The 21973-nt window shown below is 71.0% G+C and carries 18 protein-coding genes; 12 read left to right on the forward strand and 6 right to left on the reverse strand.

Annotation, left to right across the window (positions count from 1 at the left end):
* A partial coding sequence (locus O3Q52_RS23430; protein ID WP_332112932.1) for a chaplin occupies positions 1-749 on the reverse strand: 749 nt, incomplete at its 3' end.
* Positions 750-1055: 306 nt separating this feature from the next.
* Here O3Q52_RS23430 and O3Q52_RS23435 point away from each other — a divergent pair.
* The 4 genes from O3Q52_RS23435 (at position 1056) to O3Q52_RS23450 (ending at position 6431) form a co-directional block, all read left to right on the forward strand.
* Positions 1056-2642, forward strand: coding sequence for an alpha/beta hydrolase (locus O3Q52_RS23435; RefSeq protein WP_269650733.1), 1587 nt, complete (start codon positions 1056-1058; stop codon positions 2640-2642).
* A 108-nt stretch (positions 2643-2750) separates the two neighbouring features.
* A complete protein-coding gene (locus tag O3Q52_RS23440) occupies positions 2751-3848 on the forward strand; it encodes a chemotaxis protein (RefSeq protein WP_269650734.1) in 1098 nt (365 codons plus the stop codon).
* Positions 3849-3994: 146 nt separating this feature from the next.
* Complete coding sequence (locus O3Q52_RS23445) at positions 3995-4624, forward strand: hypothetical protein (protein ID WP_269650735.1); 630 nt, start codon at positions 3995-3997, stop codon at positions 4622-4624.
* Positions 4625-4937: 313 nt separating this feature from the next.
* Positions 4938-6431: a PP2C family protein-serine/threonine phosphatase gene (locus tag O3Q52_RS23450; RefSeq protein ID WP_269650746.1), complete on the forward strand. Its 1494-nt coding sequence runs from the start codon at positions 4938-4940 to the stop codon at positions 6429-6431.
* Between the two features lie 65 nt (positions 6432-6496).
* Here O3Q52_RS23450 and O3Q52_RS23455 read toward each other — a convergent pair whose 3' ends face one another.
* Positions 6497-7996: a hypothetical protein gene (locus O3Q52_RS23455; RefSeq protein WP_269650736.1), complete on the reverse strand. Its 1500-nt coding sequence runs from the start codon at positions 7994-7996 to the stop codon at positions 6497-6499.
* A 233-nt stretch (positions 7997-8229) separates the two neighbouring features.
* Between O3Q52_RS23455 and O3Q52_RS23460 the strand changes: the two genes are divergently transcribed.
* Together O3Q52_RS23460 and O3Q52_RS23465 are read left to right on the forward strand one after the other, a co-directional pair.
* Complete coding sequence (locus O3Q52_RS23460) at positions 8230-9372, forward strand: aminoglycoside phosphotransferase family protein (RefSeq protein ID WP_269650737.1); 1143 nt, start codon at positions 8230-8232, stop codon at positions 9370-9372.
* Between the two features lie 301 nt (positions 9373-9673).
* Positions 9674-11659: an N-acetylmuramoyl-L-alanine amidase gene (locus O3Q52_RS23465; RefSeq protein WP_269650738.1), complete on the forward strand. Its 1986-nt coding sequence runs from the start codon at positions 9674-9676 to the stop codon at positions 11657-11659.
* 4 nt (positions 11660-11663) lie between these two features.
* On the opposite strand, the gene O3Q52_RS23470 is transcribed toward O3Q52_RS23465, so the two are convergent.
* The gene (locus O3Q52_RS23470; protein WP_269650739.1) at positions 11664-12026 is read right to left on the reverse strand and encodes a VOC family protein; all 363 of its coding nucleotides are present in this window, start codon (positions 12024-12026) and stop codon (positions 11664-11666) included.
* A 157-nt stretch (positions 12027-12183) separates the two neighbouring features.
* Entirely contained in the window at positions 12184-13041 is an 858-nt protein-coding gene (locus tag O3Q52_RS23475) for a (2Fe-2S)-binding protein (protein ID WP_269650740.1), read from the reverse strand.
* 163 nt (positions 13042-13204) lie between these two features.
* Between O3Q52_RS23475 and O3Q52_RS54190 the strand changes: the two genes are divergently transcribed.
* The 6 genes from O3Q52_RS54190 to O3Q52_RS23505 all read left to right on the forward strand — a co-directional run bounded on the left by O3Q52_RS54190 (position 13205) and on the right by O3Q52_RS23505 (position 20818).
* Positions 13205-13447 (forward strand): hypothetical protein, encoded by a 243-nt coding sequence (locus O3Q52_RS54190; RefSeq protein ID WP_332112933.1) that lies wholly within the window; start codon positions 13205-13207, stop codon positions 13445-13447.
* A gap of 79 nt (positions 13448-13526) precedes the next feature.
* A complete protein-coding gene (locus tag O3Q52_RS23485; RefSeq protein WP_269650741.1) occupies positions 13527-14708 on the forward strand; it encodes an acetyl-CoA carboxylase biotin carboxylase subunit family protein in 1182 nt (393 codons plus the stop codon).
* Positions 14709-14812: 104 nt separating this feature from the next.
* A complete protein-coding gene (locus O3Q52_RS23490; protein WP_269650747.1) occupies positions 14813-16573 on the forward strand; it encodes an IucA/IucC family siderophore biosynthesis protein in 1761 nt (586 codons plus the stop codon).
* A complete protein-coding gene (locus tag O3Q52_RS23495; RefSeq protein WP_269650742.1) occupies positions 16570-17772 on the forward strand; it encodes an MFS transporter in 1203 nt (400 codons plus the stop codon). The genes O3Q52_RS23490 and O3Q52_RS23495 overlap by 4 nt, the downstream gene beginning before the upstream one ends.
* Positions 17760-19574 (forward strand): IucA/IucC family siderophore biosynthesis protein, encoded by a 1815-nt coding sequence (locus tag O3Q52_RS23500; RefSeq protein WP_269650743.1) that lies wholly within the window; start codon positions 17760-17762, stop codon positions 19572-19574. The genes O3Q52_RS23495 and O3Q52_RS23500 overlap by 13 nt, the downstream gene beginning before the upstream one ends.
* Positions 19571-20818: a type III PLP-dependent enzyme gene (locus tag O3Q52_RS23505; protein WP_269650744.1), complete on the forward strand. Its 1248-nt coding sequence runs from the start codon at positions 19571-19573 to the stop codon at positions 20816-20818. Before O3Q52_RS23500 ends, O3Q52_RS23505 begins: the two co-directional genes overlap by 4 nt.
* 60 nt (positions 20819-20878) lie before the next feature.
* Here O3Q52_RS23505 and O3Q52_RS23510 read toward each other — a convergent pair whose 3' ends face one another.
* Both O3Q52_RS23510 and O3Q52_RS23515 read right to left on the reverse strand, forming a co-directional pair.
* Positions 20879-21376: a hypothetical protein gene (locus tag O3Q52_RS23510; protein WP_055610485.1), complete on the reverse strand. Its 498-nt coding sequence runs from the start codon at positions 21374-21376 to the stop codon at positions 20879-20881.
* A gap of 281 nt (positions 21377-21657) precedes the next feature.
* Positions 21658-21973, reverse strand: a 316-nt coding sequence (locus tag O3Q52_RS23515) for a hypothetical protein (RefSeq protein ID WP_269650745.1), incomplete at its 5' end; no start/stop codon positions are given.

Here is a 21973-nt window from a genome sequence, read left to right on the forward strand (position 1 = left end):
GGACCGACCGCCGGCTCGGGCCAGGAGCCGTCCGCGGACCCCGGCCCACCCGCACCGGCGTGCCCGGACCGGGGCGCGACAGCCGTCCGGAAACGCCGGTACAGCGCGGCGCCGCCCAGCATCAGCGCGGCGCTGGCCGCGACCGTCGGGCCCATCAGGTCCGTGCCGGTCTGGGCGAGGGACGCTCCGGGCCCCTGGGCCACGGCCCGCGGAGCCTCGGGCTCCACCTCGGGCTGCGCCGGTCGCACCGGCTTCTTCGGCGGCTCCACCGGCTTCGGGGCGGGGGGCGCCACCGGCTTGTCCGGGTGGTGCGGCCGCTCCCTCGACGTGTTCGTGGACTCGTTCCCGATGGCGGGATTGCCGATGCCGACGACGCCCACCGAGTTGCCGGTGACGTTCACGGGGAGCTGGACCGGGAGTTGCACGCCGTTGCCGGAGATCACACCCGGTGAATCCTTGGCCCCTCCCTCGGCGACCGCACCGGCGGAGCCCGCATGGGCACCGCCCTTGCCGTCGCCGCCCTTGCCGTGGCCGCCCTCGTTGGCGCAGCGGTTGCCCGCTGCGGGGTTGAGGAGTCCGACCACGTTCACCGTGTTCCCGCACACGTTCACGGGAACGTGCACCGGGAGCTGAATGGTGTTGCCGGAGATCACCCCCGGCGAGTTGGCCGTGCCGCCGTCCGCCGCGGAGTCCGCGTACACCGGCATCGTCACGGCCACGGCGCCGGAGGCGGCGGCCGCGATGATCAAACCATTTCGGGCAACCCGTTTCATAGGTTCCCTGCCTTCCAGACATGGACGCGGGCACTCGCCCGCACCGGATAAAACGCCGGTGGGCGATGCGGGTTAGTGGGTTGCCGATTTTTCACCCCAACGGGCGGTGCCCCACTCGAACTGTCCGGCGCGAGGCCGTGACACCGCGCCGTGGGGCGCGCGGAGCGCAGAGTAGGGCCTCCGGTGCAGGTCCGCCCGCCGGGAGGCGTGGCCGGGGATGCCCCCTTATCGTGATCGAGGGGGCATCCCCGGCTGCGCGCCGGGGCGTTCCGGGAGGCCTTCATGCTGTCCACGCATCAACGCCGCGCGTTCACCGGCGCCGTGACGCTGGCCCTGCTGGGAGCCGGGCTGCCGACGGTCGCCGCGGCGGACACCGACCGTCCCGATCTGTCCCGCTTCTACGACCAGCGGATCAAGTGGTCCGCCTGCGAGGGCGACAGCCTGCCCAAGGACCTGCAGTGCGGAAAGGTGACCGTCCCGGTCAACTACACGAAACCCGCCGACGGGACACTCGACCTCGCCCTGGCCCGCATCCGGGCGACGGGGAAGTCCAGAGGTTCGGTGGTGCTGAACTTCGGCGGCCCGGGCGGGCCCGGAGTCAGCGAACTCGCCGCGGGCGGCGAGGACTTCATGGGCCTGACCGACGGCTACGACGTGGTGACCTTCGACCCGCGCGGCGTCGGCAGAAGCTCCCCGGTCAGCTGTGGCGAGGGGACGGGCGAGGCCGTGGACGAGGCGGATCCCGACGCGGACGACAGCGACGGCCCGCGGGCCGCTCTCGACATACTGCGCAGGGCCGCCGCCGCGTGCGCCGAGCACTCCGGGCCCGTGCTGTCCCACATAGGCACGGTCAATGCCTCGCGCGACCTCGATGTGCTGCGCCAGGCCCTCGGCGACAAGAAGCTCAACTACCTCGGTTTCTCGTACGGAACGCGGCTGGGCGCGGTGTACGCGGCCCAGTTCCCCAAGAAGACGGGCCGGCTGGTGCTCGACGGCGTGGACACCCTCACCGAACCGCTGAGCGAACAGGGCATCGTCGGCGCGCAGGGCCAGCAGACAGCCCTCGAGGGCTTCCTCGACTGGTGCACCGAGGACATCAACTGCGCGTTCGGCCAGGACACGCGCACCGCCCGGCAGGACGTGGTCCGGCTGGTCGATTCGCTGGACGAGGACCCGGTGCCGGGGGACTTCGGCGAACCGTTCTCCGGCCAGGACCTGGTGGGCGCCATCGTGCAGGCCCTCTACAGCAAGGAGCTGTGGCCGGCCCTCTCGCAGGCGCTGACCTCGCTGGTCCAGGACGGTGACACCCGCGGCATCATGCGGTTCGCCGGCGGCGGCATCTCCCTGCCCGGCGGCATCACGGTCCCCGGCGACGGTGGGCTCGCCGAGGACGGGGAGGGGGGCCTGGTCGACGAGGGCGACATTCCCGTCGACAACCTCCCGGCCGCCCTGATGGCCGTCAACTGCGCCGACGACCCCGACCGGCCCACCGCCGACCAGATCACCCAGAACATCGACCGACTGCGCGCCGAGTACGAGGCGGCGTCGCCGGTCTTCGGCGAGTACCGCCTCACGCAGGTCCTGATGTGCTACGGCCGTCCGAAGGGCACCACGTACATCCGCGACAAGGTCCGCGACGTGGACACCCCGAAGCTGCTCCTCGTCGGCACCCGCGGCGACCCCGCGACCCCGTACCGCTGGACCACGGAGACCGCGGCACGGCTCGGCTCCTCGGCCGTCGTCCTCGACAACAAGGGCGAGGGCCACACCGGGTACGGGTCCTCCAAGTGCGTGCACCGGAAGGTCGACGACTTCCTGCTGTACGGCTCGTTGCCGGCCGACGGGAGCTCGTGCGGGGCGGAGGACTGAGGATCGCGAGGGCCACGGCGCCCACCTCGCACCGTTGGCCCGATCCGGTTCCATTCCTCTTCCACTCCTCCGCATGCCCGTTCACCCATTCGGCCATATGGTGCATATATGGAGCATGTTCTGAGCCCCACCACACTCACCGAACTGCGCCGCCCGCGGCCCTATCCGGCCGTGTCGGTGCTCACTCCGACCCATCGACGCGAGCCCGACAAGGCACAGGATCCCGTCCGGCTGCGCAACGTCCTGGCCAAGGCGAAGAAGCAGCTGGAATCCGATCCCGCGGTCACCCGTGAGCTGCGGATGGACGTCGCCGGTCAGCTGGAGCAGGCGCTCGCGGAGGTCGATCTGGCACACGCCGAGGACGGCCTGGCGATCTTCGCCGCCCCCGGGGAGCACCAGGTGTGGTCGCTGGCCCGGACCGTGCCGGAGCGCGTCGTCCTCTCGGACACCTTCCTGACCCGCAATCTCGTCGCCGCGCAGGCCGCCGAGCGCCCGTTCTGGGTCCTGGCCGTCTCCGCGGACCGGATCTCCCTGTGGAGCGGCGGCGGGGGGCATGTCGTCGAGTCCGAGGCGGCCGGCTTTCCGCTGACGCGGAGCCTGGAGGACCCGGACGCCGAGCGCAAGGAACGCGTCGGCGACCTGCCGAGCACCTTCCGCGACGAGCGGACCCGCCACTTCCTGCGGGACGGCGACACCGTCCTCGCCAGCGTCCTGCGTGGCGACCCGCGACCGGTGTACGTCACCGGCGAGCAGGCCGCGCTCTCCCTTCTCGACGAGGTCGGCACCGTCAGCAAGGACGCCGTCCACGTCGCGCACGGCGGTCTCGCGCACGCGGGTGCCGACGCCGTGTGGCAGGCGGTCAGCCCTTTGGTCACGGCCGAGGACCGCAAGAGCGCCGACACCGTGGCACGGGAACTCGAAACGGCCAAGGGCCGACGGGCGTTCGCGGCCGGGGTCGACGAGGTCTGGCAGAACGCGACCGCCGGCCGGGTCCGGCTGCTGGCCGTCGAGGAGAACTACCGCGTGACCGTACGCGACGACGGCGGCGACCATCTCGTCCCGGCCGACACCGACGATCTGGACGCCCGCGACGACATCGTGGACGAGATCGTCGAACAGTGCCTGGACACCGGCGCGCAGGTCCGCTTCGTCCCGGACGGCGCGCTGGGCGACGCGGCGGGCATCGCGGGAGTACTGCGCTACTGACCGCGAAAGCGGCAGCCCTGGTGCCGGGCGAGTGACTGGGGCCCGGCCGGCCACGAAATGCCTTGCCGGAATATCAGGCATAAGGTTCATTTCGTCGACCGACCCGGCAGTGATCGACCAGGCACCGACAGCAAGGACAGCGCGCGATGAACACACCGCCGCCCCGTGGCCCCCGCCGGCCGGGCAGGACTCGTTCGGCTGCCGTCGCGGTGGCGGCGGTCGCCGCGGCCATGGGCACGTTCGCGGCGTGCAGCACCGACAGCGACTCCGGCGATTCCGACCCGCCCTTCAGCGAACGGCCTTCCCCGCCCGACACGGCGTCCTTCTCGGGTACGGCCCCCTCCGTCAACGAATCGGCCGTCGAGTCCGCACGAGCCCGGGCCTCAGCTGCGGCTTCCTCCGCCTCGGCCGCGGCGTCCTCCTTCGAGGCGTCCGTGTCGGCGGAGGTCGCCCGGGCCAACAAGGCGGCGGAGAACGAGCTCAAGGGCGTCGACGGCCAGGGCAACGCGATGTCCGACGTCTCCATGACCGGCAAGCCCAGGGCCGAGACCGGTGGCCTGCTCGCCGTCGTCGTGAGCATCACCAACAAGACCGACACGCAGGCCTCGTACGCCGTGCAGGTCGACTTCCTCGATTCCTCCGGCAAGACGGTCGAGACGCGATTCGTGGGCGCCGAGGACCTGGCCCCGGGTGAGCGTGCTCAGCCGCTCGCCATCAGCCGCAAGCCCGCCGAGCCGGTGCTGACACCCAAGCTGGTCAAGGCCCAGCGGTACTGACGCGGAGCTCAGCGGCACCGAGGCGGCGAAACCTCGATCGAGCACCGCACACACGCTCACCGAACATACGATTGAGTGAGTCGCGGCCACTGCCGTCACTCCATCAACTCACCTATCCTGTCTACGACTTGACCGACCGGCCCGCGTACTGAATTCGCCCCGCCCGCAGCCTCCGCGAGGACTGCGACATATGCCAGAGGCACCACCGCGTCGCGTGTTGCCAAATCCCTTACAGGGCGTCGCAGGCTGTGCGACAGTCGTAACCGGTCCTTCCTTCAGCCTTGGTCGTACCGTGCCTGTATCGGAGTACGTCATGCCGTCCCACCTCTCGGCGGACCACCCTGCCGCCCAGCCGCCCCCGCGCGGCTCGGTCGACGCGCTCATTTCGCAGACGCGCCGGCTGCGGGGCGAGGTGGACGCCGTACGGCGCGACGCGCCGGCCGACGGCACGGATCCGGAGGGACGCTGGCAGCGCGCCCTGTGCGATCTGGCGATGCATCAACTCAGCGACCTCGACGAGCACTTGGCGCAGTTGAGGGACGGTCCGTCGGCCGTTCCCGTCGAGCACGAGGCGGCGGCTCCCACCGTACGAGCCGCGCCGACCGCACCCCGGCACGGCTCACTGCTCAGCCGGGTCGGCAGCGCCGAGTGGAACCTGCTGACGGACGAGGCGACCTGGTCCGGCGAGCTCTACCAGATCCTCGGCCGTGACCCCGCCGCTCCCCCGCTCACCCTCGACGAACTGCCCTCCGTGGTGCTGGAACAGGACCGGCCGAGGCTGACGGCGATGGTCACGGACTGCCTCATCGACGCCAAGCCGATCGACGGCGAGTTCCGTATCGTCCGGCCCGACGGCGACGTGCGGACCGTGCACGTGATGGGCGAGCCCGTGCTCGACACGGACGGCAGCACCGCCTCGATGTGGGCGGTCCTGCGGGACGTCAGCGAGCTGCGCCGCAGCCAGCGGACCGTCAGTGAGACCCGGGACTCCCTGCAGCACCAACGGCACTTCGCGCAGACCGAGCGCCGGCTCGCGGTCGAGTTGCAGGAGTCCGTGCTGCCGCCGTGGCGCGGTTCCCTGCGCCTCCCGCGCCAGGGACCCGAGACACTGGACCTGGCCGCCCGCTATCTGCCGTCCTCGACGAGCGAGCTGATCGGCGGCGACTGGTACGACGCACTCGAACTGCCCAGCGGAGACACGCTGTTGAGCGTCGGCGACCTCACCGGCCGCGGTGTGACCGTCACCTCGGGCATGGCGATGATGATCGGCGCCCTGCGCGGTATGGCTGTGGCGGGTACCGAGCCCGGACAGCTCATGGCGTGGCTCAACCAGTTACTCGACGCCTCGGTCCAGCCGGCCCTGGGCAGCGCGGTGTGCTGCCGCTACCGGCCCGAGAGCCGCACGCTGACCTGGGCGCAGGCAGGGCACCCCGCCCCACTGCTGTTCCGCAACGGGACGGGGCGCATGCTCGCGCCGCCGGACGGCGTCCTGCTCGGCGCCACCTCCGGCGCTGTCTACGGACAGGCCGAGGAGATGCTCGAACCGGGGGACCTGCTCCTCCTGCACACCGACGGGCTGGTTCCCCGACGGTGGGTGCCTCCCCAGTCCCAGTCATGGGAGTCCCACGACTCGAGCGAGGTCGAGGGGGGAGGCGACACCGCGACCGTCAGCCGTCTCCTCGACCTGGCCCCCCGCTTCGGCGAGGCCCGCGCCGCACAGGACTGCGTACGGATGGTCGTGGAGGAGTTCGGCGAGACGGAACGCGAGGACGACGCCTGCGTACTGATCGCCCGGGTTGCCACCTGACACGGGCACAGCCCGAGCGCACATGAGCACAACCCGGCAGGGGTGAAACCAGCCGCACAGGCCCCCTATGCCCGTGCGCTGTTGCCGCCCCTGGCCTTCAACGAGCCCTTGGGCAGCGCCAGTTTGATCTCCTCACGCAGATCGTTGATCTTCGGATAGCTGGAGTACTGCCCCGTCAGCCGGTACATCTCACGCAGCCGGTCCCAGGTGCGGTGGGAGGAGTTCGAGCCCATCGACGTCAGGGCCAGGCGTGCGTACCGGTCGGCCTGTTCGGGGTCGTCGGCGATGAAGCAGGCGGACGCGAGCGAGATGTGGTCGAAGATCTTCGACCGGTCCCGGCCCTTCTCCCGCAGCTCCAGGGCTTCCTTGGCGTGGCGCTGCGCGACGGCGGCGGCGGACGGGTCGTGCTCCGCGAGCGTGCGGTAGGCCAGGGCCTGCATCCCGTGCATGTCCGCCTCGTCGAACAGCTGCATCCAGCTCGGCGGCGGCACGTCACCCTTGTCCGAGACGAAGAGGTCCTCCGCCTCCCCCAGGGTGCGCCGCATGGCCTGGCCCTTGCCCAGCGACGCCTGTGCCCAGGCCTCGATGGTGTAGAGCATGGCCTGGGTGCGCGGCAGGACCTCGTCGCCCGATCCGGACTTGGCGAGCTTCATGAGGTCGAGCGCGTCGTCGGGCCGGCCCAGGTGCACCATCTGGCGGGCAGCTCGGGAGAGCGCCTCGCCCGCACGGGGCCTGTCACCGCCTTCTCGGGCCGCGTGCGCGGCGATGATGAAGTACTTCTGGGCCGTGGGCTCCAGGCCGACGTCGTGCGACATCCAGCCCGCGAGGACGGCGAGGTTGGCGGCGACGCCCCACAGGCGCCGCTGCAGATGGTCGGGGTGTCGGTAGGAGAGCATGCCTCCCACTTCGTTGAGCTGTCCCACGACAGCCTTGCGTTGCAGTCCGCCCCCGCGGGCCGCGTCCCAGGCCCGGAACACCTCGACCGAGCGCTCCAGTTCCTCGATCTCCTGCGACCCGATGGGGGCGGCCTCGTAGCGGTCGAACCCAGCGGGGTCGGCGTGCAGGGGATTGTCGATGTCAGGGGCGTCGGCCGCGAGGGCCGGATCGGAGTGCAGCCAGTCCTGCATGGCGCTGCTGATTGCGGATCCGGCGGCGAGCGCGGCGCCCGCGCCCACCAAGCCGCGTCGGTTGAGCATGAGGTCCATTCCCGTGAATTCGGTGAGGACCGCGGCAGTCCGCTCGGGCGCCCACGGCATACCGTCGGGATGTTCCACACTCCCGCCGCCCTGCCGTTTCCCCGTGCGCCCGTGCCGGACCAGACCGAGATCCTCGATGGTCACGACACGGCCGAGACGCTCGGTGAACAGTGCTGCCAGCACCCGCGGCACCGGATCTCGCGGGATCTCTCCCGTGTCGATCCACCGCCGCACCCTTGAGGTGTCCGTCGCCAGCTGGGGGTGGCCCATGGCCGCCGCCTGCCGGTTGACCATCCTCGCGAGTTCCCCCTTGGACCAGCCGGCCAGGCCGAACAGGTCCGAAAGGCGGGTGTTGGGTTGTCCGCTCACGTCAAGCCCCCAGGTTCTCGGCTGAGTTGACACTAACCGTCTGTCAGTTGCTGAGCGACTATTCGCCAGGGTTCGCCAGGGCACGCCAGATGGTGTGCCACTGGGCATCGGGTGTCAGGTAGGAAAGCGCCACCCCGACCCGGTCGCCGAAGGGACACTCCCCAGGGTGCACCAGGGCGGCCGGGGCGGGTAGCGCAGCAACTCGCAGGCACACGAAGGGATCTGTTTCGCCCATGTACGCAGCATCGTCCTCCGTGTCCGCTCCGCCCCGGTCACTGCACGCCCGCCCGGTCGGCAGCGGCCCATATCTCGACCCCGCACGCCCGGGGGCGGCTCCCGTGCTCGGTGCCGGTAGGTCACGGCGCGTGCCGGGGCTCGGCACCCAACCGCTCAGCGGGAGACTCGACTTGTCCGGCCCCCAGGGGGCTCAGCTGCGCACGGCGATCGCGTCGGTGCACCGGATCTGTCCGGAGTTCTCTCCGGTGCAGGTGCTGCGCCGCAGCGGCCGCTCCGTGCTCCTGGTCGGTACGACAGGGCGCAGCACCGCCGTCGCCAAGTGTTTACTGGACCACTCCCCGGTGTGGACCGAGCGGATCCGTCATGAAATAGCGGCGTACCGCTCGTTCGTGCGGCACCGGCCCCCGGTGCGGGTGCCGCGCCTGATCGCGGCGGACCCGGACAACTGCACACTGGTGATCGAGCGGATGCCGGGACGGGTGGCGGCGCTGCAGCGGCACCCGGCCGAGTCCCCGCCCCGCGCGGACGTCAGGGCGGCGCTCGGCGCGATCTGCCGGCTCAACGCGTGGCGGCCGCCGGCGGGGACGTTCGACGCCCCGCTGGACTACGCGGCCCGGATCTCCCGGTATCACGACCTGGGGTTGCTCACCGACCGCGACATGGGTGATCTGCAGAAGCTGGTGCACGGCATCGCGCACTCGGCGGGCCGCCAGGGCATGGGCCAGTTCTGCCACGGCGACGCTCTCCTGTCCAACATTCTCCTGTCACCGGCCGGTCCAGTGCTGGTGGACTGGGAGCATGCGGGCTGGTATCTGCCGGGGTACGACCTGGCGACGCTGTGGGCGGTCCTCGGGGACGCGCCCGTCGCCCGGCGGCAGATCAGCCAGCTCGCGCAGTCGGCGGGACCCGCGGCGCGCGACGCGTTCCTGGTGAACCTCATGCTCGTCGTCACCAGGGAGATCCGTACGTACGAGACGGCCGTGCAGCGGTCGATGCACGAGACGACCCCGGCGGCACCGGGACCGGCCCACCCGGGTGCTGCGCCGTCCGGCGAGGAACAGCGGCTGCTGCTGAGGCGGCTGCACGACGACTGCCAGATGGCCCGCAAGGCCGTCCGTGCGGCGGTCGGCACTCGCTGACGGGGATGGTGGTCCGCGGTGTGCCCGGTACAGGGCGCATCGCGGACCTTCGTCATGTCGGGCCGCCGATCTCGCCCGGCACTCCTCCATCGAGGAACGTTCACCCGAACAGGCCACAGGTCCACTCCACTGACGCCTCGCAGGCCGGGTCGCCGCCGCCGCGAAACCCGCGACACCCGCCGCTGACGTGGGAAATCAACTGCCTCTGGGCATGATTGACGGATCGTCGGGGAGCCGGTACCACTGACGCACGCCCGGCCCCGCACGCACCATCGCGACCGATCGTCCCAGGAGGCCTGCTTTGCGAGGATCCCCCACCGACTCCAGCCCCTCCACCGGGCACAGACGCGCACGCAGGACGGCCGGTGCCGTCGCCTCGGCGGCCCTGCTGCTTCCGCTGCTGGGCGCCGCCCCGTCCGGTAGCGGCGCCCAGACGTCCTCCGCACGTCTGCAGAGCGCGTTCGCCGACGCGGCCGCCCAGTACCACGTACCGAGGAAGGTGCTCCTCGCCGTCTCCTATCTGCAGTCCCGCTGGGACGCGCACGGCGGGGCGCCGAGTGTCACCGGCGGGTACGGTCCCATGCATCTGACGGACGCCCGCACCGCGATCGCCCGGACGGTGGCACCGCACCACAGCGAGGGCACGGAGGACGCGCGCGGCGACGATTCACGCACGCCTCTGCTCCCGGACACCAAGGTCCCGGAGAACACCCAACTCCCCGCCCGCCTCAAGACGTTGACGAAGGCGGCCGATCTCACCGGCATCCCCGCGGAACGGCTGCGTACGGACGTGGCCGCCAACGTGGCGGGCGGTGCCGCGCTGTTGGCCGCCGCCCAGAAGCAGCTCGGCGAGCCGCTCAGTGACGACGCGGCGGACTGGTACGGGGCGGTGGCACGCTTCTTGGGCGCCGACGACACGGCGACGGCCGCGACGTACGCCGACGACGTCTTCGACGTGATCCGCCGCGGGGAGCACCGCACGACGGACGCGGGCCAGCAGGTCGCCCTCGCGGCTCAGCCCCAACTGCGGCCCGCCACCAGGCAGTTGGGCGAAACGGGACTGCGGTCGGCCCGCGCGGCCGGCACCGAGTGCCCGGCGACCGTGTCCTGCGAGTGGATTCCGGCACCGTACGAGGAGTTCGGCGACGGCGACTACGGCAACCACGACCTCGGCGACCGGCCCAAGTCCCAGAGCATCAAGTACATCGTCGTGCACGACACGGAGGGTGCCTGGAAAGGCGTCCTCAACATGGTGCAGGACCCGACCTATGTGTCGTGGCAGTACACCCTGCGCTCGACCGACGGGCAGATCGCCCAGCATGTGAAGGCCAAGGACGTGGCCTGGCACGCGGGCAACTGGTACGTGAACGCCAAGTCGATCGGCCTGGAGCACGAGGGGTTCCTCGCGGCGCCGGACGCCTGGTACACGGAGGCGATGTACCGGTCGTCGGCGCGGCTGGTGACGTATCTGGCGAAGAAGTACGACATCCCGCTGGACCGGCAGCACATCCTCGGCCACGACACCGTGCCGGGACCGACGTCGGCGAACATCCCCGGGATGCACACGGACCCGGGCCCGTACTGGGACTGGCAGCACTACTTCGCCCTGCTGGGCAAGCCGTTGCGCGCCGTCCCGGGATCGAACGGCGGGCTCGTGACCGTGCTCCCCCAATTCGCCAAGCACAAGCCGAAGTTCACGGGCTGCGTCGCCAAGGGCGAGTCCTGCGCGGCGCACGGTTCCAGCGCCGTACGGCTGCACACCCAGCCGCGCTCGGACGCGCCGCTCGTCAAGGACATCGGGCTGCGGCCCAAGGGCGGGGACTCCACGATCGACGTGAACGACCTGGGTTCGCGTGTCTCAACGGGCCAGCGGTACGCGGTCGCCGGGCGCGACGGCGACTGGACCGCGATCTGGTACCTCGGCCAGAAGGCCTGGTTCAAGAACCCGGCGAAGCAGCCGACCGCGGTGAACGCGACCGGTCCGGTCGTTACACCGAAGGCCGGGCTGACCGAGATCCCCGTGTACGGACGCGCGTACCCGGAGAAGGCGGCCTACCCGGCGGGCGTGCCCGTCCAGGAGATCTCGCCCCTGCCGTACAAACTGCTCAAGGGGCAGAAGTACTCGGCGGGCGACAAGGTGCCGGGCGAGTACTTCTACGCGCCGACCTTCGACACGGCGCCGCACCGGGTGGTGCGCGGCAAGGACATGTACTACGAGATCCAGTTCGGGCACCGGGTCGCGTATGTGCGTGCCGCCGACGTACGGGTGGTGCCGTCGGCCTCGTAACGGGTCACTTCGGCGGCTCATGGAGTCCGAAGGCGGAGTCCTGGTCGTCGCGGCACAGCCTGAAGCGGCCGAACCGGGCGGCCGACTCCTCGCTGTTGCCGCCGTCGCCCAGGTCCTCCACCGTGCCGCCCAGTTCACGGACCCGGGCGACGGCGGCGTCGAGGTCGTCCACCCTGAAGAAGAGATAGGGGGAGGCTCCGGCGTCGCCGCCGTGCATTCCGCCCGGCACTCCGTCGGTGGCGATGGCGAAGCCTCCGCCTTCGGACGTGCCGGGTTCGAAGGTCCAGCCGAGAAGGGATCCGTAGAAGGCGCGGCCCCGCTCGGGGTCTGCCACTCCGATTTCGAAGAAGGTCGGTTCGCCGCTCATCGCGCGTCTCCTGTCGTGAGACATGTGTCGGCCGCCTCAGGCCACCGTACGCGGGACGGAACGCGGGCGCCCGCCGTGCCGGTGCCGCTCGTGCGGCTGCGCGTACCGATCGTGCGGCGCAGTGCTGGCCTGCGACGGGACCCGCGCGCGACCGGGTTCAGCCCTCCTCGATCCGGCGCAGCCGTTCGGCGTCGCAGGTGCGGGGGCAGGTGGAGCAGGCCTCGGCGGGGCGGATCGTGTAGTAGAGGCAGCAGCCCATACGGGTACGGGTCGTGTGCTGCCGTCCGTCACTGCCGGTGAGCCGGCGGAACTCCGCTCCGCCCGGGAAGGGTGCGACGGCCGAGGGCAGGAGCGCGGTGGCCGCCCGGACGGCGTCCGGCTCCTGGCCGAGCATGCGGCCGAGGTACCAGATGCCGGAGACGAGGTCGTCGGTGACCATGCCCCACAGGGCGCGCGGGCCGCGCCGGATGTGCGGGGCGATCGCGGAGAGCAGCGGTTCCATGTGATCGGCGACGGCCACCCTCAACTCGGCGCGTAGCGCCTCCTCATGAGGAGCCGTCAGAGCACCGGGAAGTGCGGCGGCCGGGTCGCCCGGGAGGCAGGTGAGGTCCGCGCGAGGGCTGATCTCGAACACACCGGTCGTCAGGTCGAGCCGTACGTCCTCCGGGTGGATACGCGGCACCCGGCCCGTGAGGTACCAGACGCCGCTCATCAGCAGCCCGACGGACCACGCGTAGTCGTGGAGGGCCCGGGAGGCGGCGACGTCCCGGCGCGGGGTGTGGTCGTAGCGGTCCTGGATGCGGGCCGTCTCGGCCAGGAAGAAGGCGCCCAGGGCTTCCTGATTCTTCGTCAACTCAGCTCCACTGACGCCCATTTGGGTGACGGACGGATCCGGGTCGGCGACTCGCACGGTCAACGCCTCGCACACCTCGCCCAGTTGTCGGTACGTGCCCGCGAGCAGGCCGGACACGGACGCGGCCGCACCGGTCGACAGAGTCTCCACGGCCACGGTCATTGGTACTCCTGTGCATGGGGGGCTGAGCGAGTGAAGCAGGTAAGCCTTACCTTAGTATAGAGATCACCGACAACAGCACGTGACCGCACCCCTGGAGCAACGATCAAGGGAGGAGCACGTCACACCCCCTCCCTAGCTGCTTGAAATCCAAAACATGCCTAACTTGAGCTCACGTACCGTGACTGGTCCCCATCAGTCCGCACCGATGGGTGTGCCGCCGCGCGCCCTGCGGCCGCCGTGTACCGCCATCGGGTTCACGGTGGACGCCGCGCTCGCGGGCCCCAGTGCAGTCGCGCAGGGCATCACTCGCGATCCACCGGCCTCGCCGACGACCCTCGGCATCAACGCCTGTGTGGGCTTCGCAGTCGCGGCGAAGCCCACCGGCGTGGAGCTTCCGAGGAAGTAACTCCCACCGCCAGGAGCGTGCCCGGCATCCCGAGCACGCCCCTCAACACTCCACCCACGAGCGGAAGTCTTCGTCGCGCATGCGTATGTATCTACTGGCCCTCAACCCGACCGACTCCGTCACCGAAGGATTTCTGCCCGCCGCGGCGCGGCTCGGCCTGGACGTCACGCTCCTCACCGACCAGCCGGACGCCCACCGGAGCGTGTATCCGGAGATCGAGACCCTGGAGTGCGACGTGCGCGACTTCCGTGCCGTCGTCACGCGGATATCGACTCATCACCGACCCGACGCGGTCTTCACCAACAGCGACCATCTGCAGACCCAGGCCGCCCTGGCCGCCGACTACTTCGGCCTGTCCGGCAAGGACTGGTGGGTCACCCTGCGCACCAAGGACAAGGCCGAGATGCGACGCCATCTCACCTCCGTCGGCGCTGACACGGTGTGGTCGACCGAGGTCACCGATCTCGCGGGCCTGGCCGCCCTCGACGTCCCGTACCCCTGTGTCGTCAAGCCGCGCGAGGGCGTGGCCAGCGAGGACGTCGTGCTCGTAGACGGTCCCGAGGAACTGGTGGCGCGCTGCACGGAGATCCGGAGCCGTCGCCCGGGGGCCGCCCTGGTCGTCGAGGAGTATCTGCCGGGCGAGCTGTACACCCTGGAGACGCTCGGCGACGGTCACGTCCGTCATGTCCTTGGCGGTTTTCACACCACCGTGTCACCACCGCCGTACTTCATCGAGGAACGGCTGACCTTCGTCGCGGCCCATCCCGAGCCGGTCGTCGCCCAGGTGCTGGCCCAACTCGACGCCCTCGGCGTGGGATTCGGCGCCTGCCACACCGAATTCGTGGTCCACGAGGGCCGGGCGAGGATCATCGAGGTCAACTACCGTGCCATCGGCGACCAGTGCGATCTGCTGCTGGCACGCCTGCTGGAGATCCCGCTCTTCGAGCACATCCTGCGTACGCACCTGGGTGAACGTCTGCCGGTGGACCTGGAGGCACGGGGTGACGGCGCGGCTCGACTTGAGTACCCCTGTGCCGAGAGCGCCGGGACTCTGACCGCTGCCCCCGCTGCAACCGAACTGACCGTCGACGGAGTGCAGTTGACGTACCGCCCGCTTCGGGAGGTCGGCGAGCGGCACGAGGTGTATCACACCAATCGCGACTTCCTCGGCGTGCTGCGGGCTGTGGGGACCGACCAGGAGGCCGTGGACAAGGCCGTGGCCGAGTTCCTGGCCCGGCAGCGGTGGGAGATCCAGCGGTGACGGGCCCGACTGCGACGACCGGCGGCTCGACCGACGCGGACGACACGGGCGACGCGGGCGGCGGGCACGGCGTACGGCCGGAGACCGACCTCACCGAGGGCGAGTTGGTGATCCGAGTGCTCAGCGCGCTGCTGCGTGAGGACGTGGTCGGACTGCGTACGCGCAGCACGCTCGTGCGGCGGCCGGACGGCGCGTGGCTGCAACGGGCCGACGGACAAGGGGGTTTCCTCTTGCTGCCCGTCGTCGAGGACGGGTTCCAGTGCGAGTTCGCGGCCCGGCTGCCGTTGCTCGTCGGGGAGTTCGAGGAGGCCGCGCACGTCCCCGTCCCGTATGAGACGTGCGACGAGATCCTTGGCGTGCTGCGGGCCCTGGCCGAGCCCGTCGACCAGGGCGGGTTCGACGCCTTTGCGGAGGAGTGCCGTCAGACGCTGGCCACCATGCGGCTGCACGACTCGGTCCGGTCGGAGGTCGCCGAGCGGCTGACGGACCGGCTTGGAGCGGACCCGGCCGACTGGACGGGGCTGACGGCCGGGCTGGCGTTCGACACCCTCGCCGCCCATGTCGACCATCCGGTCTATCCCACGGCACGCGGCCGATCCGGGCTCACCGAGGAGCAATTGCGGGCGTACGCACCGGAGTTCCATCCGCACTTCTCCTTGCGCTGGCTCGCCGTACCCCTGGATGCGGTCGTCGGCACCTTTCCGGACCACTGGCCCACGCCTGGGCTGATCGGGCTGGGGGATCTCGACCGTACTCATGTGGCCCTGCCCGTACACCCGTTGACCGTCGGTCCCCCGCTGGAAGGGGCCCTGCGTGCCACCGGCCTGACGGGGCGCGCGGTGCTCGCCGACCGCGCCCACCTCGAAGCCGTGCCCACGCTGTCGATGCGTACCGTCGCCATGTCCGCCGACCCGTTGGTGCACGTCAAACTCCCCCTGGACACTGCCACGTTGGGCCTGCGCAACCGGCGGACCATCAAGCCCGGGACACTCGTCGACGGAGCCGCGGGACAGCGTCTGATCAAGCGGGTCGTCGCCCGCGAGCCCCGCTTCCAGGACACGATCCTGCACGCCGACGAGACCATGTACGCGCACGCCGGGCACGAACTGCTCACCGCACTGTTCCGGCGCTACCCCGCCGGTCTCCAGGACTCCGTCGTCATACCGATGGCCGCCCTGCTCGCCGAAGCCCCCGGTGGCCGGCTGGTCGTCGACGACCTGGCCGACCGCTTCTACGGCGGCGACCCGCTCGCCCTGTTCGACGCCTGGCTCGACCTGCTCTTCGACTGGCAGACCACGCTCTTCGGCTATGGGATCGCGCTGGAGTCGCACCAGCAGAACATCTCGCTCGTCCTGGACGGGCGAGCCGACGGCCGTACTCGGCTGCGGCTGTTGTTCAAGGACAACGACGGGCCGCGCATCAACTCCGCGCGGCTGCGCGAGCGGTTGGGTGGGCGATTGGGCGAGCGGCCGGGGGACAAGGCCACCGGCCCGCTCGACTTCGACGATGCCCGGACCTTCGCCGAGAGCGACCAGCCGGTCGTCGACCTGTTCACCACCATCACGGTCCATCTGTGCGCGGGCGCCTACGCGTTCGGGCTCGCCCGGCACGGTCGCGCTCCGCTTCCGGTGCTTCTGCGGCTCGTACGCGACCGGCTCGCCGAGGCGGTCGAGCGGCTCGGGACAGGAGCGGACGAGCCCGGCGCCGTACTGCGGGCCCAGGTGCTGGACTCGCCCCGCCTGCCTGTGAAGGCGATGGTCACCGCGGGAACCCTGCTCACGAAGGAACGTTCGGGCGCGGCGGACATCAACAAGCATTACACGACCGGCCCCAACTACCTGCTGCGCACAGGGACTTCGGCATGACGGCCGATGTCCTGCGGATGCTCCGCCCCGGGTTCGGTCCGCGGCACGTGCACGCCGTCGCGGGCTGCTACTTCGTGGCGTCGTTCGCGGCGCTGGGGCTGCCGCCGTTCCTGACCGAGATTCTGCCGGAGCTCGGCGACCGGACGGCTCGTTGGGCCGGTCTGCTGTATGTCGTGCCCACCGTGTTCGGCGCGCTCGGTGCCCCTCTCTGGGGTCGGCTCGCGGACCGCTTCGGGCGAAAACGGCTGTTGCTGCGCGCCCAGTTGGGGCTTGCCCTCGCCTTCCTGCTCGCGGGGTGGGCCGATTCGCTCGGCACCTTCACCGCGGCGCTGGTGTTGCAGGGCATCCTCGGCGGCACGTTCGCGGCGTCCAACGGCTACCTCGGCGCCGCGCTGGAAGGACCCCACCTGTCCCGGGCGCTCACGCTGATGCACGGCAGTGCTCGGGCGGCCCTGGTCGTCGCCCCGATCGTCGTCGGGTCCCTGTCGCCCTGGCTGTCACCGCATCGCCAGTACGCGCTGCTCGCCCTTCTCCCGCTGGCCGCCGCCTTGTTGCTTGCCGCGCTGCCCGAACCACAGGTGGAGGAGGCCGACTTGACGGAGACTGCTGAGACTTCCGAGCCCGTCCCGGCTACGGCCCTGCGCTCGCTGTACGCGCTCGAATTCGCCTTCGTCTTCTCCACGGTCATCTCCTTCCCCTACCTCATCTCCCTTGTCGAGGAACGAATACCGGGCGCGTCACCGACGCTGGCGGGCGTGCTGTTCGCCGTGCCGCACCTCTGCTACCTGATGGCCGCCATGCCCGTACACACCGCTTTCCGGGACCGTGCCCGGGCCGGGGTCGTGTTCGGATTCGTCTGCGTCGCGATCGGACTGGCCGGTCACAGCGTGGCCGACTCCCTCGCCACCCTCATCGGCGTACGGCTGATCCTCGGCGTGGGGCTGACTCTCGGCCTGGTGTGTCTGTCGGTGCTGACCGCCGACTGCGTCAAGGGCCGTTCCCCCCGCGGGATGTCCGGCTCGCTGGAGTTCTTCTCCAAGGCCGGCGCGGTCACCGCCGGCGTGGCCGCGGCGGGGGGCAGCGCCCGCTACGGCCCGACCGCACCCTTACTCACCGGCGCGGCCGTCGCACTGATCACCGTATGCGCGACCATCCTCCGCTCTCTTTGCACCCGCTGGAGCCACACATGCCCTCGCTGACCGAGTCGCTCGGTAGCACCCCCGCCGTCACCGCTCCCACCGCGCCGGCCGAACTCCCCTCCCCCGACGAGGCCGTGGCGCACACCCTCCTCAACTGTCTGCTGCGCGAGGTGTCGGCGCCCGAGCGCCAGACCGCCTTCACCGACCGCCGTCTGCTGCTGCGGCTCCCCCGCCGCGGTGTGCTGCTGCGCGTCGCCCTGCGCCGTACGTCGCTGCTCGGCGCGCACCGCTTCGCCGGCCCGGTGAGCGAGCAGACGGCCGACGGTGGCTGGCACGTGGTCGGATGGCGGCGACTGGCCGAGTACACGCAGGACGAGCTGTCCCTGCGTACCGGTGTGCGCAACGAGGAGTTCCTGGAGCAGATCGACTCCAGCCACCGAACCATCGCCGCCTCTCTCGCCGTACGGGCGGGGACCGATCCCCACGCGATCCCCGTACGGGCGGGGAACGACTCGGCGCCGGCGGACACCCCCGTCGCCGCCTACCTCGCCTCCGAGCAGTCACTGCTGTTCGGGCACCGCTTCCACCCCACGCCCAAGGCGCGCACCGGGGACGCGGACTCCTGGCTCGCCTACGCGCCGGAGGCCGGCGCGGCCTTCCCTCTGCGCCACCTGGCCGTACGCGAGCACCTGATCGCCGAGGAGGCCGCGGAGCCCGGTGCCCTGGACTCGCTCGACCGGCGGGACCGGCAGGACCGAACGGGCGTTGCCGACGTGCCCGACGGCTACCGGCTGCTGCCCGCCCACCCGTGGCAGTACGCGATGCTCCGCGAACATCCCACGTTGCGCGCGGCCCTAGGGCGCGGGGACATCCTCGACCTCGGCCCGGGCGGCAGGCCCTTCGCCGCCACAGCGTCCGTACGGACGCTGTACGACGGCGAGTCGTTCCTGAAGTTCAGCCTGAACGTCCGGATCACCAACTGCCTGCGCAAGAACGCGAGTTACGAGCTGTCCGGCGCCGTCGCACTCACTCGCGCCCTGGGCCCGGTCCTGGCCGACCTGGCCGAGCGCTTCCCCGGCAGCGCGGTGCTCCGCGAGCCCGCGTACCGCAGCCTCGCCCTGCCAGGACCGGACGGCGCCCCGGACCGCGAGCTGCTCGAAGGCTTCGGTGTCATCGTCCGCGAGGGCCTGACCCGGCACCTTCTGCCCGGCACCACCCCGCTGCTCGCGGCGGCCGTCGCGGACGAGTACCCGACGAGTCGCGCGCATGTCTCCCACCTCCTCGACGGGGCCGGTCCGCAGGCCGCGCTCGACTGGTGGTCGGCCTATCTCAGGCTGCTCGTGCCGCCGGTCCTTGCCGCCTACTTCGACCATGGTCTGGTGCTGGAACCCCATCTGCAGAACGTGCTGATCTGCGTCGACGGCGACGGCATGCCCGCCCAGGTCCTCTTCCGCGACCTGGAGGGCACCAAGCTCGTGCCCGAGCACCACGCCGAGACCCTCGCCGCGCTGCCTGGCGAGGTCGCGGGCCCGATGGCGTACGACGCGCAGCGCGGCTGGGACCGGGTCGTCTACTGCCTGCTCGTGAACCACATCGCCGAGCTGCTCGCCGCGCTCGCCGACCTGCACCCCCATGCCGAGGCCGCGCTGTGGGCGCGGGTCCGCATCACCCTCCAGAAGTACGCTGACCGGCACGGCTGCCCGCCTCCGCTGGCCGCGCTGCTCGCCGGAGTGCCCCTGCCCGCCAAGGCGAACCTCCTCACCCGCTGGGAGCGCAAGGCCGACCGCGAGGCCGGATACGTCCGCCTGCCCTCTCCGCTCGGCGAGGACATCCTGCGCCGCACGACCGGGAGTATCCGATGACCCACCCCACCGCGACCGTACGGGACCGCGTGCTCTCCCTGCCCTCCGGCGAACTCCCCGCCTACGTCTACGACTTGGAGGCACTGCGCGAACACGCAGCGAGCGTGCGGGCCGCCCTGCCCGAGCGGGTCGAGCTCTACTACGCGGCCAAGGCCAACCCGGAGCCGGAGATCCTGGCCGCGCTGGGTCCGTACGTGGACGGCTACGAGGTCGCGTCGGGCGGCGAACTCGCCCATGTCGCCAAGGCTGTTCCGGGCCGCTCTCTGGCCTTCGGCGGTCCGGGCAAGACGCCCGCCGAGATCACGGCCGCGCTGGAGCTGGGCGTGGACCGTTTCCATGTGGAGAGCGAGTACGAGCTGCACATGCTGGCCGAACTGGCCCGGCAGGTCGCGCCCGACAGCCTGGTCGCGGTCCTGCCGCGCTTCAACCTCCCCGTGGCGTCCGGCTCGTTGGCCGCGAGCTCGCTGGCGATGGGCGGCCGTCCCACACCCTTCGGCCTCGACCCGTCCGAGGCGGACACGGTCGTGCGCCTGCTCACCGACGGCACGTATCCGCACCTCGAACTCCGGGGCGTTCACGCCCACTTGGCCAGTGGGCTCCGGGCTCCGGAGCAGCTCGCGGTGGCCGAGTCCATCGTGAGGTGGGCCGTGGGGCTGGCCGAGCGGCACGACGGGGTGCGGTTCACCGAGGTCAATGTCGGTGGCGGCATGACGGTCGACTACGCCACGCCCGAGGACCGTTTCGACTGGGTCGCGTACGGCGAAGGGCTCGGCGAACTCACCTCCCGGTACCCGGATCTGACATTGCGTATCGAACCCGGGCGGGCGCTGACGGCGTACTGCGGCTGGTACGCCACCGAGGTGCTGGACGTGAAGCAGAGCCACGGCGAGGCGTTCGCCGTCGTGCGCGGCGGCACGCACCACATGCGCACTCCCGCGACCAAGGGACACGACCAGCCCTGCACCGTGCTCGCGGTGGAGGACTGGCCTCATCCCTGGCCACGTCCGGTCGCGAGCCGTGAACTCGTGACGCTCACAGGCCAGTTGTGCACTCCGAAGGACGTCCTGTCCCGGAACGTCCAGGCGCCCGGGCTGAAGGCGGGCGACCGCGTGGCGTTCGCGCTGGCGGGCGCCTACGCGTGGAACATCTCCCACCACGACTTCCTCATGCACCCGCGGCCCGGGTTCCACTTCCTGGACAGCGTGGACACCGAACCGGCCGCGGGTGAGAGGGCTCAGGGCTAGGGGTTCCCGCTTGAACGTGGCCTCGCCGTCCGCCGGCGGTTCGCTGCGGACTGCGGGGGTTCAGCCCTGCTGGAAGAGCTCCGCGGGCAGGGGCTTCAGGAGCGCGTACAGGTCGTCGGTGATGGGGCGGTCCCAGGCGGCGATCGTCACCAGGACGTTGTCGCTGCGGTCGAACTGGACGCAGGAGATCCGGGTCTCGGAGAGCTTGAGGCGGCGCACGATGAGAAGGTTGTCGCCCTGCATCACCGGCATGTCCTCGGCCCCGACGACCGTGACCTCTTCCTCGTTCTCCAGCGCCAGCAGCAGCTGCGCGACCTCGAACGGAACCTCTCCCTCGGCGACGTCCCGGGCCGGTGAGCCCTCCGGCAGATTGCCGATGATCATCGCGGGGCCGCGGCCGCCGAACAGGTCGTAGCGCAGGAACACACCCTGGCAGCTTCCATCGGGCGCGGGCAGCAGGCCCGCGCCGAGATTGCCGGGCCAGTCGCCCGGGTCCATGGCCAGAACGTCGAATTCAGGCCCGGCGGGAGTGGCGCTGCGGCGGCGGAGGAAGGACATGCCGCAATGGTACGTGCCCCGAGGGGTGGACGGGCGTGGGGTCGACGGCCGTTGGCCAGCGAACGTTGGCCATCACGCGTTGGCTGGGGCCGGTCCACCGACGGGCGTTGACCGTCACGTGGCGACTTCGAGCCGTTTCCGTCACCGACTGTTTGCCAACCCTTGTTGCCCCGGCCCCGACACACACCACCGAGCGTTTGCCAACAAGCGTTGGCTTTCCTTCCGCCCGTTGCCCCACGCTCGTGGGCCCACGCCGGTAGGCCCACACCCGTTGACTAGCCCTACGCTCCCGCCCCCGCTCCCGCTCCCGGCCCCTCTCCCCCTGTCTCCGCTCTCTCCGCTGGCCCTGCCTCCCCCAACGCCGCACCCAGCCCCGCCCGGTCCGTGCCCACCTTCCGGTACACCGCCGACAGGAGTCGCACCACCGCCGGCTCCTCGGTGTGCAGCTCCTCGGCGATGCCCGCCAGGGTGCGACCGCGCACGGTGAGTGCCGCGGCCGCGCGTTCGCGGGCGGTGAGCGTGTCCGTCTCGGTGCTGTGGAGACGGCGCGGCCGCAACCCGGCGGCGGCCAGTTCGTCGCGCGCGGCCCCCACGAGC

It is taken from the genome of Streptomyces sp. ActVer (genome assembly GCF_027270795.1).
In the GTDB taxonomy this organism is placed as follows: Bacteria; Actinomycetota; Actinomycetes; order Streptomycetales; family Streptomycetaceae; genus Streptomyces; species Streptomyces umbrinus_A.